Annotated in this window: 12 protein-coding genes; 9 read left to right on the top strand and 3 right to left on the bottom strand. The window is 63.2% G+C overall.

Features of this window, described 5'->3' with window-relative positions; all coding sequences use genetic code 11:
- Positions 1-7: 7 nt before the first annotated feature.
- The 7 genes from folE to FYJ85_RS06715 all read left to right on the top strand — a co-directional run bounded on the left by folE (position 8) and on the right by FYJ85_RS06715 (position 9,583).
- A complete protein-coding gene (gene folE, locus FYJ85_RS06745) occupies positions 8-547 on the top strand; it encodes a GTP cyclohydrolase I FolE (RefSeq protein WP_106052351.1) in 540 nt (179 codons plus the stop codon).
- Complete coding sequence (gene dtd, locus FYJ85_RS06740) at positions 544-984, top strand: D-aminoacyl-tRNA deacylase (RefSeq protein ID WP_106052352.1); 441 nt, start codon at positions 544-546, stop codon at positions 982-984. Before folE ends, dtd begins: the two co-directional genes overlap by 4 nt.
- Positions 984-2,132: a 1-deoxy-D-xylulose-5-phosphate reductoisomerase gene (gene dxr / locus FYJ85_RS06735; protein WP_154417456.1), complete on the top strand. Its 1,149-nt coding sequence runs from the start codon at positions 984-986 to the stop codon at positions 2,130-2,132. The genes dtd and dxr overlap by 1 nt, the downstream gene beginning before the upstream one ends.
- Positions 2,129-3,742 carry a phospholipid carrier-dependent glycosyltransferase gene (locus FYJ85_RS06730; RefSeq protein ID WP_154417454.1) on the top strand — a complete coding sequence of 538 codons (1,614 nt, stop codon included), beginning with the start codon at positions 2,129-2,131 and terminating at the stop codon, positions 3,740-3,742. The genes dxr and FYJ85_RS06730 overlap by 4 nt, the downstream gene beginning before the upstream one ends.
- Before the next feature lie 118 nt (positions 3,743-3,860).
- Positions 3,861-5,597, top strand: a complete 1,737-nt coding sequence (locus tag FYJ85_RS06725; RefSeq protein ID WP_154417452.1) for a site-2 protease family protein — start codon at positions 3,861-3,863, stop codon at positions 5,595-5,597.
- Entirely contained in the window at positions 5,575-6,702 is a 1,128-nt protein-coding gene (gene ispG / locus FYJ85_RS06720; protein ID WP_206213005.1) for a flavodoxin-dependent (E)-4-hydroxy-3-methylbut-2-enyl-diphosphate synthase, read from the top strand. The genes FYJ85_RS06725 and ispG overlap by 23 nt, the downstream gene beginning before the upstream one ends.
- A complete protein-coding gene (locus tag FYJ85_RS06715; protein WP_154417448.1) occupies positions 6,695-9,583 on the top strand; it encodes a sialate O-acetylesterase in 2,889 nt (962 codons plus the stop codon). The genes ispG and FYJ85_RS06715 overlap by 8 nt, the downstream gene beginning before the upstream one ends.
- An 89-nt stretch (positions 9,584-9,672) precedes the next feature.
- Here the strand turns inward: FYJ85_RS06715 and FYJ85_RS06710 are convergent, their stop codons facing one another.
- From FYJ85_RS06710 to FYJ85_RS06700, 3 genes are all read right to left on the bottom strand, one after another.
- Complete coding sequence (locus tag FYJ85_RS06710; protein ID WP_106052363.1) at positions 9,673-10,854, bottom strand: AGE family epimerase/isomerase; 1,182 nt, start codon at positions 10,852-10,854, stop codon at positions 9,673-9,675.
- Positions 10,855-11,111: 257 nt separating this feature from the next.
- On the bottom strand, positions 11,112-11,276 hold the full coding sequence (locus FYJ85_RS06705; protein ID WP_154417446.1) for a hypothetical protein: 165 nt from the start codon (positions 11,274-11,276) through the stop codon (positions 11,112-11,114).
- Positions 11,266-11,571 (bottom strand): hypothetical protein, encoded by a 306-nt coding sequence (locus FYJ85_RS06700; RefSeq protein ID WP_154417444.1) that lies wholly within the window; start codon positions 11,569-11,571, stop codon positions 11,266-11,268. Before FYJ85_RS06700 ends, FYJ85_RS06705 begins: the two co-directional genes overlap by 11 nt.
- A 225-nt stretch (positions 11,572-11,796) precedes the next feature.
- Here FYJ85_RS06700 and FYJ85_RS06695 point away from each other — a divergent pair, with 225 nt between their 5' ends.
- Positions 11,797-12,315, top strand: coding sequence for a division/cell wall cluster transcriptional repressor MraZ (locus FYJ85_RS06695; RefSeq protein WP_106052366.1), 519 nt, complete (start codon positions 11,797-11,799; stop codon positions 12,313-12,315).
- Entirely contained in the window at positions 12,315-13,259 is a 945-nt protein-coding gene (gene rsmH / locus FYJ85_RS06690) for a 16S rRNA (cytosine(1402)-N(4))-methyltransferase RsmH (RefSeq protein ID WP_154417442.1), read from the top strand. The genes FYJ85_RS06695 and rsmH overlap by 1 nt, the downstream gene beginning before the upstream one ends.
- Positions 13,260-13,287 lie beyond the last annotated feature (28 nt).

Genomic DNA, 13,287 nt, shown 5'->3' with positions numbered 1-13,287 from the left:
CGGACAGATGCAGCAGCAGATTCATGACATTCTCGTCGAGATGGGCGAAGACCCGTCGCGCGAGGGGTTGCTCGATACGCCGAAGCGGGTGGAGAAAAGCCTGCGCTTCCTGACGCGCGGCTACGGCCAGACGCTGGAGGAGGTGGTCAACGGAGCACTGTTCGAAGCCGAGTCCGATGACATGGTCATCGTGCGCGACATCGAGTTCTTCAGCCTCTGCGAACACCACATGCTGCCGTTTTTCGGCAAATGCCATGTCGGCTACATTCCGAAGGGGAAGATCATCGGCGTCAGCAAGGTGGCGCGCATCGTCGACATGTTCGCGCGGAGGCTCCAGGTGCAGGAGCGGCTGACCAAGCAGGTCTCCGAAGCGCTGATGAAGATCCTCGGTGCGGAAGGCGTCGGCGTCGTCGTCGAGGCGCAGCACCTCTGCATGCAGATGCGCGGCGTCGAGAAACAGCATTCGGTCATGACCACGAGCTCGATGGTCGGTTCGTTCCGGCGCGAGCTGGCGACCCGGAACGAGTTCACCCGGCTGATCCGATGAGGGCTCTGGTACAGAGGGCGGCGGCCGGAAGCGTCGACGTCGCGGGCGAACGGATCGGCGAGATCGGCAAAGGCCTCGTCATCCTGCTCGGCGTGACCCACTCCGACACGGAGAAGGATGCGGCGTTCCTGGCCGAAAAATGTATGAATCTGAGGATTTTCGAGGACGACGCGGGCAAGATGAACCGTTCGCTGCTGGATGTCGGCGGCGAAGCGCTCATCATCTCGCAGTTCACGCTGTACGGCGATGCGTCGCACGGGCGGCGTCCCTCCTTTACCGAGGCGGCGCGGCCGGAAGTCGCGATCCCGCTCTACGAGAAATTCGTCGAGCTCTGCCGCGGATACGGCGTGCGGGTCGCGACCGGCAGATTCGGGGCCGAAATGCTCGTTTCGATCCGGAACGACGGCCCGGTAACCATTCTGGCGGAGTCGCGGTAATGCGGAAAGGCGTAGTCATACTCGGAGCAACCGGCTCGATCGGCAGAAGCGCGCGCGCCGCGCTGGCCGCGCTGCCGAAACGTTTCCATGTAGTCGGGCTCGTGGCCCGGAACAATCTTGCGGAGCTCGCCGCGCAGGCGGCGGAATTCCGTCCGGAGTGGACGGTCACCACCGATCCGGCCCGGGCCGGAGAGCTCGCGGAACTCCTTCCGCCGGACCTGAAGGCGGCGGGGGGGATGGAAAAGGTCCACGAACTCGTCACAGCCCCGCAGACCGACATCGTGCTCTGCGCCATCGTCGGAACCGCCGGGCTCGAGCCGGTCATCGCCGCGCTTCGGGCCGGGAAGCGGGTCGCGCTCGCCAGCAAGGAGGTGCTCGTGCTCGCGGGAGAGATCATCGAGCGTGAGCTCGCGGCCAATCCCTCGGCCGAACTGATCCCGGTGGACAGCGAGCACTCGGCGATCTTCCAGTGCCTCGCCGGGCGGAAGCACCGGGAAATCAGGAATCTCTACCTGACCGCCTCGGGCGGCGCTTTCCGCACCTGGCCGCGCGAGCGCCTCGCCGCCGCGACGGTGGAGGACGCCCTCGCCCATCCGACCTGGAATATGGGGGCGAAAGTGACCATCGACTCCGCGTCGATGATGAACAAAGCGCTCGAAATGGTCGAAGCGCGCCATCTGTTCCGGGTCGAGCCGGAGCAGGTCCGGGTACTGATCCACCCGCAATCGGTCATTCACTCGATGGTCGAGCTGAACGATTCGAGCCTGATCGCCCAGTTGTCGAGGCCCGACATGCGGTTTGCGATCACCTATGCCTTCACGTATCCGGAACGTGCGGCGACGAACCTGCCCGCGCTCGATTTCTCCACCCGGCTCGGACTCGAGCTCCAGCTCCCGGAGCCGGGGCGCTATCCGGCGCTCGTCTTCGCCGAGGAGGCGATGAAGCGCGGCGGCACGCTGCCCGGCGTCATGAATGCGGCGAACGAGGTCGCCGTCGACAAATTCCGGCGCGGCGAAATCAGGTTCCCGGCGATCTGGCGGATCATCGAAAAGACCATGAGCGCGCACGAGGTCGAGCCGCAATCCGACTTCCAGACCATCCGGGTCGCAGACGCCTGGGCGCGCGCCTATGCGGCGGGACTCCGATGAACCGCCGGAAAAAGCGGTTCTGCCTCCTCATTCTCGGGCTGACCGGGCTCGCCGCGCTGTTCCGGCTCTTCCGGCTCGACGCGGCACTCGAATACGATGAAATCTGGACGCTGGAAAACTATGCGTCCGCCTCTCTCAAGGTCATTTTCACCGAGCTTGCGCTGCCCAACAACCATCCGCTGAACTCTCTGGCCGTCAAGCTGACCGCCTTCTCCGGCGGCGCGCCGCAGTGGATCCGGCTCGTGCCGTTCCTCGCCGGGGTGCTGGCCGTGCCGCTGGCGGGCGCCGCGGCGTTCGGGCTCTGGAAGCGCCGGAGCGCCGCGCTCTGGAGCATGTTCTTCGTCGCCGTCCTGCCGCAGGCCGTGTTCTACTCGCAGCAGGCGCGCGGCTATTCGCTGCAGCTCTTCTTTCTGCTGGTGTTCACCGCCGGACTGTTCGCGGCGCGGAGACGCCCCGTCGCGGGATGCGCCGGAATCCTGCTCGGCGCGGCGGGGGCGATGCTGACGCTGCCGACCTCCGCCTTCTATCTCGCGGCCATCGGAAGCGCCGGGCTGTACCGGTGCCGGAAGGATTACCGGAACCGCCTCCCGGCGGCGTTTTCTCTGGCGGCCGCCGGCGCCGGGTCCCTGATCTGGGTGCTGGTCAACCTCAAAAGCTTCGAGGCGAACCGCAGCTGGGGCAGTCCGATCGATTCGTTCGGCGACCTCTTTTCGTTCCTGATCGATACGGCCGGGCAGAATCTGCCGTACCCCGTCCTGTTCGGAGCGCTGACCGCATTGCTGCTCGGCTTCCGCCGCAGCCGGCCGCTGCTCTGGCTCTGGGGTTGCCTGACAGTGTCGGCGGTCGCATTCAATGCCGGTCCGCCGCGCACGTACCTGCCGCTGGCGGCGGCGACCGCGCTCACGGCCGGATACGGAATCGACCTGCTGCTGCGCCGTTTTCCGGGCGGCCGGAAATACCTGGCCGCATGTTTCGTGCCGGCCGCTCTGGCCGCGCTGGCCGCGGCTTACCGGCAGCCGTATCCGGACTGGTATGCGATCCACCGGACCATCCGGGAGCTGCCGCCGGAGATCACGGTCGTCTTTCCGGCCAACGACTCGAATCCGCTGGCGTGGAACAACGCGCCCGAAAGCTACCGCGAACAGCTCCGCCGCATCGCGCCGCTGCCGCCCGGCCACGCGGAGCGGAAACTGCTCGTGGTCAGCCGGGACGGTTCCATGACCGGCAGCACGTCCTCCGGAGCGGAGACGAAAATCCCCCTCTCCGTCCCGGGCATTCCGGTCGAACTCGATGCCATGCACGGCATGCTGTACGGGCTCGAAGAGCTGGACGGGCCGCCGGCCACAGGAACCCCGTTCCTCGCCTTCATCCGCCCGCTGCCGGAGCCGGAAGCGAAAAAGCTGCTGCGGATTCTTTCTGCCGGGCAGGAGTGCCTGTTTCTGAATTTCTGGCTCTGCACTCCCGTCACGGAAAATGATATCCTCTACCGTTACTACCTTGCCGGCGGCATCGCCGGGGAGCCGGAAAAAACCGGCTGGGACGCATTCCTGCATGAAAAACCCGGCGCGACCGCCCTCTACCGGATCGTTCCGGCCGGAAAATCACGATAAAAACCATGCTCCCGACTTGAAAAAAGATAAGAAAACAGTTATGCTATGATACATATATTTCAAACAGAAGGCGCGCCTTCGGTGCGTTTTTTCATAACCAGAGAGGTACTGCATCAATATGGATTGGATTCTTGACATACTTTCCGTGGTCTTCGTCTTTGTGGCCATCGGATTCTGCATCTTTTCGCACGAGCTCGGGCACTTCCTCGCCGCCAAATGGCGCGGGCTGCACATCGATGCGTTTTCGCTCGGTTTCAAACCGTTCTGGCGGAAGAAAATCAACGGTGTGGAGTACCGGCTCGGCTGGCTTCCGTTCGGCGGCTACGTCGAGCTGCCGCAGGTCGACGCGACCGACGCGATCCCGAAAGCGGCGGACGGCACGGAGCTGCCGCGCGCCAAACCGCTCGACCGGATCATCACGGCTGTGGCCGGGCCGCTCTTCAACATTCTCTCCGGGCTGCTGATCGCCTGTTTCGTCTGGTGGGTCGGGCTGCCGCAGGACACGCCGAAAATGCGCGAGCTCTCCGTCCTGACCGTCGATGAGGCGGGGCCGGAGTGGCAGGCGGGGCTGCGCCCCGGCGACCGGATCGTCAAGATCAACGGAGAACCGTTCTTCGCGACCTGGCGGGAAATCATCCTCAACAAGATCCTGTTCACGGTCGGCGCGGTCGAACTGGATGTGATCCGGGACGGCAAGCCGGTGAAGATCTCGTACGTCCCGGCTGAAAACCCGAACGCGCCCCGTCAGCTCAAGGCGGAAAAAATCGCCTGGCCGTTCTTTTCCGTGCTGATTCCGATCGACATGCATCCGGCGCCCGGTTCTCCGGCCGAGAAAGCCGGCGTGAAGGAAGGCGACGTGCTGGTCGCCGTCAACGGCGAACCGGTGTCGGATTTCGCCGCTTATCAGGCGGAAATCGACATCTCCGGCAGCGAGGGGAAACCGGTTGCGCTGACGCTGCGCCGCGGCAAGGAGACAGTCGAGCTCTCCGTCCTGCCCGCGCCGCTCAGGGACCTGGCCGAACAATACAGCATCTACCGCATCGGCGTCCGCTTCAATCCCGCCGCGACGGAAGACGGACTCGTCGTCATCGGAACCGAGGCGGGCTATCCGGCCGAAAAAGCCGGAATCCTGGCCGGAGACCGGATCAGGAAGCTCAACGGAGCTGCGGTGCCGGATTACGACACCTTCCTTACGGCCCTCGCCGCCCGGAAGGGAGAGCCCTCCACAATCGAACTCGAACGCGACGGGAAGACGCTCGAGGTGACCGTTTCCCCGCTGATGATCTATCCGCACACGATCGGCGCGGAGCTTGCGATGCTCGATCACCCGACGCCGCTCCAGCAATTCTACAACACTTTCGAGATGAGCCGGAAATCGCTGATCGGCATTCTGGTCGGGCTCGGCAACAAACTCGGGCTCACCGAACAGACCAGCTCGCTCAAACCGAGCCACATGTCCGGGCCGCTCGGCATGGGCATGGTGCTCTTCACGTCGGTTCGCCACTCGTCGTTCGTGAGCGCGGTCTATTTCATGGTCATCATCTCGTTCGCGCTGGCGATCTTCAACCTGTTCCCGCTGCCGGTGCTCGACGGCGGACACATCACCTTCGGACTGATCGAGATCATCTTCCGGCGGCCGCTGCCGACCGTGGTGATCAAAGGGCTGTCCACCGTGTTCGTCGTGCTCCTGATCGGCCTCATGGTCTACGTCACATTCTCCGACGGGCGCCGGCTGCTGCGCAACACCGGCCTGATTTCCGTCGATGCCGATACGCCGCAGCCGGCGGCAGCCGCCGCGGAAAACTCGGCAGGGGCAAAAGCGGAGGCGGCCGATGGCAGCGTCACGTCGAAATAGCCGGCTCATCCGGGTCGGCGCTGTGGCGGTCGGCGGCGACAGCCCGGTATCGATCCAGTCGATGACCAACACCGATACGCGCGACGCCGCCGCGACGCTGAACCAGATCCGGGCGCTGCACCGGCTCGGCTGCCAGATCATCCGGGTCGCGGTTCCGGACCCGGCGGCGGCCGCGGCAATCCGGGCCATCCGGGCGGAGAGCCCGATTCCGGTCGTCGCCGACATCCATTTCGACTACCGCCTCGCGCTGGCCGCGATGGAGAACGGCGCCGACGCCATCCGGCTCAACCCCGGCAATCTGAACGACGAAGGCGGCCTCGAACAGGTGGCGGCCCTCGCCGTTGAGCGCGGAATCCCGATCCGGGTCGGCGCGAATTCCGGCAGCGTCCGCACCGCCCTCGTGCGCCGGTACCAGAGCCGCGGCATGAGCCGCGACGAGGCCGTCGCCGAAGCGCTCGTCGACAGCGCCCTCGAGCAGTGCCGGCTGCTCGAAAGCTTCGGCGTCACACAGATCAAGGCGGCACTGAAATCGTCAAGCGTGCCGGTCACCGTCGCGGCGTACCGCAAATTCGCGGCCCGGACGGATTATCCGCTCCACATCGGCGTCACCGAAGCCGGGACGCCGGCGCGCGGCGTCATCAAATCCGCAGTCGGCATCGGCACGCTCCTGATGGAGGGAATCGGCGACACGCTCCGGGTCAGCCTGACCGGAGATCCGGCCGAGGAAGTTATCGCCGGGCGGCGGATTCTCGAAGCGTGCGGACTCCGCGACGCGATGCCCGAAATCATCTCCTGCCCGACCTGCGGCCGCACCGAAATCGACCTGATCGGACTCGCCGAGAAGGTCGAAGAGCTCGTCGCCGACATCAAGGAGTCGGGGCATGACATCAAGCTGCGCAAAGTCGCCGTGATGGGCTGCGCGGTCAACGGCCCCGGCGAGGCGCGCGACGCGGATCTCGGCGTCGCCGGCAGCAGGAACGGCAAACTCGTGATTTTCAAGTTCGGCAAAGTAGTCGGCGCCTTCGACCCCGATGCCGGATTCGAATATTTCAAACTGGAGATACTGAAAAACAGTACTCGAACAGGGGAGGACAGGAATGTTTAGAAGCATGTGGATGCGAACGCTTCCGGCCGCCGCGCTCATTCTGGGCGGGCTTGCAGCCGAAGCGAAAGTCGAACTCGCGCCGGTCTTTTCGGACAACGCGGTTCTGCAGCGCGATGTGGAAGTCCCGGTCTGGGGCTTCGCCGACCCCGGCGAAAGCGTCACGGTGAAGTTCGCCGATCAGACGAAGACGACCACCGCCGGAGACGACGGCAAGTGGATGGTGAAGCTCTCTCCCCTCGCCGCCAGCAAGGAGAACCGCACGCTCGAGGCCTCGGGCCCGACAAACAGCGTGAACGCCAAAAACATCCTCGTCGGTGAAGTCTGGATCGCCAGCGGCCAGTCCAATATGGAGATGCCGCTCTGGGGCGGCGGAGAACACTACCGCCACCGCAACGCGAACGGCACCGGCAAGGAGGTTGCCGACCGCACGAACCTGCCGCTGCTGCGCTTTACGAACATGCCGCGCCAGTGGAGCACGACCCCGTCCGAAAAGGAGCCGGTCAAATGGAATCAGGCGGTGCCGGGAGCCGAACTCGAAAGAGCCAGCGCCACGGCCTTCTTCTTCGGCCGCGAGCTGCTGAAGGAGCTCGACGTGCCGATCGGCATCCTCGGCGCCTACTGGGGCGGAACCCGGATTGAACCGTGGACGCCGCCGGAGGGGTTCAATTCGGTTCCCGAGGTCGCAAACATCGCCAGAAGCGTGAATGCGAAGATTCCCGGCACGAAGACCCATAAGGAAGTCAGCGACAAGGTCATCGCGGATTACAGCAACTGGCTCGCCGCCTACAAGGACGCGATCGCGAAGGGCGAACAGCCGCCGCAGCCGCCCGCTTTCCCGGCCGAGCAGAAGCCGTTCGGGCGCCATCAGGACCCGACCGTGCTCTACAATAAGATGCTCTACGGTTTCGTCCCCTATGCGGTCCGCGGCGCAATCTGGTATCAGGGCGAATCGAACCTCGGCGACAAGATGCTTTACAAGAGCAAGATGCAGGCGCTGCTGAACGGCTGGAAGCAGGTGTTCCGGAATCCCGGACTGAAGCTCTACTTCGTCCAGCTTGCGCCCTACACCTACAACAACGGCGACCCGACCATGCTGCCGCAGCTCCGCGAAGCGCAGCAGGCGTTCGCGGACGGCGAAAAAGATGCCGGCATGGCGATCATCAGCGACGCCGTTCACAACGTCCGCGACATCCATCCGGCCGACAAGGAGATCGTCGGCAAACGTCTCGCCTACCTTGCGCTGAACCGCGACTACGGCCGCAGCGACATCAAGGCGGATTCGCCGCGCCTCAAGAGCTCCCGCGTCGAGGGCAATAAGTTCATCCTCGACTTCGATTTCGTCGAAAGCTGGAAGGCGCCCGGAAACACGATCCCGTTCTTCGAAGTGGCCGGCGCGGACTGCGAATTCTTCCCGGCCCGGGCAGAAATCGACGGCACCCGGCTCGCGGTCAGTTCCGACAAGGTTTCCGAACCGAAGAGCCTGCGTTATATGTGGAACGAAACCAACGAGGGCAAGCTTGCCAACGAGGCCGGACTGGTGCTCGGCTCGTTCCAGATTCCGTACAATCCGACCTTCGAAGAACTGCTCACCGCCTACAAGGCGAACAGCAGGCTCGTCTACGAATACGACCTCAAAAGCGGCTCCGGCTTCGGCGACAAAACCAAAGTCAACTACGTCGTCGACAACAGCGACGCGATCAAGGGAAGAATCACCCGGATCACCTATCTGGCGGAAATCGTGAAGAAGGACGGCGAAAAGCAGTTCGTCTGCGTCTCGATGGACCCGTTCACCACGAACGTCAGGCAGATCGGCGTACCGGTCAAATCCTCCGGCGCCGCATTCCAGACCCGGGTTCAGAACCTGAACGTGCTGAGCAACGTCAGCGGCGTCCGGACCGGCCGGATCAAAGAGGGCAACATCGAATTCTGGCCGAACAATTACGGCGGCCAGAACAAGGCCCGCATCCCGGGCGCGGCCAACGACAAATATGACTTCGGCGACGAGAAAACCTCTCCCGAAATCGGTTACGGCTCGATGCAGATCCACAACTTCGGCGCCCGGCAGACGATCTTCGCCTACAACAACTTCTCGGCCGGCGGCAATGCGGATATCGGCATCGGCAACCAGCCCTCCGGCAATCCGGACTGGACCTTCTCCGCCAACGCGAAGAACTGCGAAAAGGCGACGCTGTACGTCTTCGTCAACGAAGTTCCGCGCGACGACACGAAGTATCTCGACGCGGTCAAAGCCCGTGTTCCCGAAGCTGCCTCGATGCGTCTCGCCTACGCTTACGACCTCAGGAGCGGTTCCGGCTTCGGCGACCGGACCCGGGTCCGGTACGCCGCGGACAACAGCGATCTCCTGGCCGGGAAAGCGAAAAAGGTCGGTTATCTCATGGTGCTGACCGACAAGAGCGGCCGGGAGAACTGGGTCTATGCCGCGATGGATGCGTTCGACCCGAACGTCGCGAAACTCGGCGTCCCGGTCAAGTCAACCGGCGCCGTCTTCCAGAAGAAGATCAGCAACCTCGAAGTCAAATCCAACACGGACAAGGTCAAAACCGGTTCGTTCGCGGAGGGCAACATCGAATTCTGGTCGAGCAACTACGCGCAGCAGAATGCCGCAGGCATCCCGGGAGCTTCGGAGCAGACCTTCGATTTCGGTGACCGGAGAACCGGCGACGACCCCGGCTACGGTTCGATGCAGATCCACAACTTCACCGAGAAGCAGACCGTTTTCGCCTACAACAACTTCTCGGCCGGAGCCTCTTCCGACGTCGGCATCGGCAACCAGCCCGGCAACCAGCCGGACTGGACCTTCTCGAAATCGCTGCAGAACTGCAAAGACGCCTGGCTCTATGTCCTCGTCGACATGGAGTAGGCTGAAATAACGCCGAACGCGCCCGGTTCCCAGACGGAACCGGGCGCGTTTTTTTTCAGCGGCCGGCAAACCGCGACAAGGATCGCGCTTTATTTCGCAAGCGCTTTAAACACCTGAATGCAGTTGTAGAGCGCGCGCGGCAGGTGGAAGAAAGTCTTCGACGGCGACCCCTTGAAGCCGTTGCTCACCGTGCCGTCGTAGTTGACCAGGCCGAACCACTCCGGGTAATCGGGATCGCGGAAATGCCTCCAGCTCCACTCGTCGACCTCCCGGAAGCGCTCAAACAGCCGTTCGTCGCCCGAGATCCGGTAGGAGAAGGCGGCCGCCAGCAGCGCTTCGTTGTGCGTCCACCATCCCTTGACCATATCGCGTCCGTCCCAGACCGGTTTGTCCAGCGCATCCATATAGTAGAAGAGCCCGCCGTTCTTCCGGTCGGTGGTGTAGTCGAAAATCCGCAGCGTCCACTCCGGCACCCGGTCGAGAATCTCCCGGTTCCCGGCCAGCTCCGCCCCCTGGATAAGAAACCACATCGTCTCGAAATCGTGTCCCGGAATCACCGTGCGGAACAGAGAACTCTCGAGCCGGAAGCCGCCGTCGGTCGGCACGCTCTCAAGCCAGCGGCCGGCTTCGGGACAGTAGAAGCGCGGAATGATCTCAAAGGTCATCTCCAGCGCGGTCCGGACCTTGTCGTCGAATTCGCAGCCGCAGACCAGCATCGTGCGGCAGAGATGGCAGAGATGCATGTAGCAGCCGCGGCGGCGCATCGGCGGAAACAGCTCCGAACGCGAAAAGTGCTCGGATTCCTTCAGCCCTGCCAGGTAATTCGTGAAGCAGCTGCGCGCCTCCTCGCGGAAGCGCTCCTCCCCGGTGGCGCGGAACAGCTCGGCGCAGGCGCACCCGGCATAGACGAAAATCATCGTCCCCATGAATCCGCCCCTGCCGGGCATGAGCGGAGTGCCGGCGGCGTTGGTCATGGCCGGATAGCCGCCGTCGTCGGGACGGCGCGTCCTCCAGCAGAAATCGAAGCCGAACCGGGCCAGCTCCAGATACTCGTCCTTCGAATATTCGGAGTTGTACAGCGCGGCGAACATATAGACGTTCCGCCACTGCATCGCGATGCTCTTCGCCGTATCGAAGCAGTTGCCCTCCCGGTCGAGCGAGTTGAAGAAACCGCCGTTCTCCCGGTCGACGGCGCGTTCCGCCCAGAACGGAGTGACGCGGTTCAGCAGTTCATCTTCATAGCGGCCGATGATCTCATTATAGTCATGCATATCAGTTTCATCCGGAATTAAAGGTATATCTTATAAAATACACCGCCGGAACGAAGAATACAATCCCCGGAGAGCGCGTCCGCTCTCACTTCGGGTCTGCGGGCGGCGGCTTCCGCTTCTGCGCCTCAAGCTCCTTCCGGAGCTTCGCATTCTCGGCCCGCAGTTTTTCGCGCATGTTCCGCCCGGCCCGCCGCGCCCTGCCGGTTCCTGATCGTTCTCCGGGTTCACCCGGCTCAGGATTTCGCCGCGCTCCGCCGTCAGCAGCGAAGCGCTGCCGGCGACGGGAAGCACCGTCCGGCGGCGCTCCCCGAGGCGCACGAGCTCACAGGCGTTTGCTTCTCCCCGAAAAAGTCGCGCAGACAAGCCGGGAGCGGTCCGTGGCCGAGCGAACCGAGCTCCTTCGCCAGTACTTCAGCACGCACTCTCTGCAGCCCGGACGCCCGGCTGCCCGGAAAACGCTCGACCGCCTTCGCAATCTCGCGCGGATTCATGGAGATAAACCGGATAAAGCGTCCAGCGCCGTATATGGCCGACATATTGCAGATCATCCGCCGTCTTCCGGTAAAAAACGCCGTCGAGATTGAACATCCGGGCAGAAATATGGTAACCGTTCCGATCGACGCCGTCCGTGACCGGCACGAAGTAAGTCAGCAGGAGCCAGGAGTGTCCGATCAGCAGAAGCCCCGGCGGCATCAGCGGAATTCTCCGTTCCCGCACTCCCCTTTTCCACCCGTTTCCGGACCGTTTCCCCATCGCCTCCCCCGCCTCTTTTCCGTTTCCGAAGCAAACAGCAGCACGGCAACGGACGCTTTTCCATCGCAAGTTCATCTCTTTCAATGCCTTTTTCATTCAAAAAAACAATAAAAATATCGCATTGCAGGTTGAAAAAAACAAAATATGTAGTAAAATAGGTATAGATAGGGTTATTTAGGGGCATTTAGGATGGCAGTGACGGGGACGAGTCTTTTTCAGGGGCTTTATCTGGGCGAGTACGACCACGCGTTGGACGCCCAGTGCCGCGTCACGCTTCCGAGCGACTGGCGGAACCCGGAAGGTGCTACGGAGCTGGTGATGATTCCGGCCCGCGGCAAGGCGCTCGTGCTGCTGCCGATTCAGACCTTTCTTGATTTCGTCAAGAAGGCGACGAAGCTCGCGATTGCGAATCCCAAGATGCAGATGGCGCTCGCGTACCTCGGTTCGCGGTCGCGCCAGTGCCGCTGCGACAAGCAGGGACGCATCGCCCTCGACCGGAAAATGCTCGATGAGATCGAGGTGAAGAACCAGCTCAAGCTCATCGGGGCCGTAACCCATATCCGTCTTTCGGCGCCGGAAAACTGGCAGATTCCGGACGACGAAGGAACGTTGAACATGTATCTGGACGAAATCCAGAAGGTCAGCGACGAAGGCGACGGCATCGCCTCATTGCTGGCCGATGCGATCAATAAAAAGGACCGGCTGTAATGGCGGAGCTGTTTGAACATATTCCGGTGCTCGGAGCCGAGGTGCTCGAGTTCCTGACCTTTCCGGCGGACCGGCCGGCCCGGCTGATCGACGGGACACTCGGCGGCGGCGGCCACAGCGCGATGCTGCTCCGGCGGTATCCGCAGCTTGCGCTGCTCGGCATCGACCGGGACGAAGCCGCGCTGGCGAAAGCGGCCGAAACGCTTGCTTTCGCCTCCGGCCGGACCCGTTTCGTCCGCGGCAACTATTCGGAGCTGGCGGGGATCGCCGCAGAGAACGGCTGGAAGAAAGTCGACGGCATCCTGCTCGACATCGGCGTCTCATCGCCGCAGATCGACCGCCCGGAACGCGGTTTCTCGTGGAGGGCGGAGGGACCGCTCGACATGCGGATGGACCGCCGCTCGGAACTCACGGCCAGCCGCCTGCTGAATACGGCGGCGGAGCGCGAACTCGAGCGGATTTTCCGCGAATACGGCGAAGTCGCCAAATCGCGGAAGCTCGCGGCGGCGGTAGTCAGGGCCCGGCAGGAGAAACCGTTCGCGGTGACATCGGACCTCGTCGCCCTGTGCGACGGGGTGCTCGGCCGGAGCCGTCCGGGGCAGCTCCCGGCGCCCACGCTCGTTTTCCAGGCGCTGCGGATCGCGGTGAACGACGAACTCGGCGAACTTGAGCGGGCGCTGCCCGCCGCGACGGAACTGCTGAACCGGGAGGGGCGTCTGGCGGTGATCAGCTTTCACTCGCTCGAAGACCGGATCGTGAAGAATTTCTTCCGGGACGAAGCTGCAAGCTGCAGCTGTCCGCCGGGTCTGCCGGTCTGCATCTGCGGGAAGATTCCGGCCCTGCGGGTCGTCACCCGCAAAGCCGTGACCGCAGGACCGGAAGAGCTGGAGAAAAACCGGCGCAGCGCGCCCGCGAAGCTGAGAGTCGCGGAAAAAATCATTTAGAAGAAAATAATAATTGATATAGAAATCA

Source organism: Victivallis lenta, assembly GCF_009695545.1.
Lineage (GTDB): Bacteria > Verrucomicrobiota > Lentisphaeria > Victivallales > Victivallaceae > Victivallis > Victivallis lenta.
Note: the sequence above shows the minus strand (reverse complement) of the source record. Positions and strands in the feature narration are given on the sequence as shown.

Coding starts and splice junctions, on each gene's coding strand:
- rsmH (WP_154417442.1), top strand. CDS start 12,315: ATGGCGGAGCTGTTTGAACATATTCCGGTGCTCGGAGCCGAGGTGCTC.
- dtd (WP_106052352.1), top strand. CDS start 544: ATGAGGGCTCTGGTACAGAGGGCGGCGGCCGGAAGCGTCGACGTCGCG.
- dxr (WP_154417456.1), top strand. CDS start 984: ATGCGGAAAGGCGTAGTCATACTCGGAGCAACCGGCTCGATCGGCAGA.
- FYJ85_RS06695 (WP_106052366.1), top strand. CDS start 11,797: ATGGCAGTGACGGGGACGAGTCTTTTTCAGGGGCTTTATCTGGGCGAG.
- FYJ85_RS06730 (WP_154417454.1), top strand. CDS start 2,129: ATGAACCGCCGGAAAAAGCGGTTCTGCCTCCTCATTCTCGGGCTGACC.
- FYJ85_RS06710 (WP_106052363.1), bottom strand. CDS start 10,854: ATGCATGACTATAATGAGATCATCGGCCGCTATGAAGATGAACTGCTG.
- FYJ85_RS06725 (WP_154417452.1), top strand. CDS start 3,861: ATGGATTGGATTCTTGACATACTTTCCGTGGTCTTCGTCTTTGTGGCC.
- ispG (WP_206213005.1), top strand. CDS start 5,575: ATGGCAGCGTCACGTCGAAATAGCCGGCTCATCCGGGTCGGCGCTGTG.
- folE (WP_106052351.1), top strand. CDS start 8: ATGCAGCAGCAGATTCATGACATTCTCGTCGAGATGGGCGAAGACCCG.
- FYJ85_RS06715 (WP_154417448.1), top strand. CDS start 6,695: ATGTTTAGAAGCATGTGGATGCGAACGCTTCCGGCCGCCGCGCTCATT.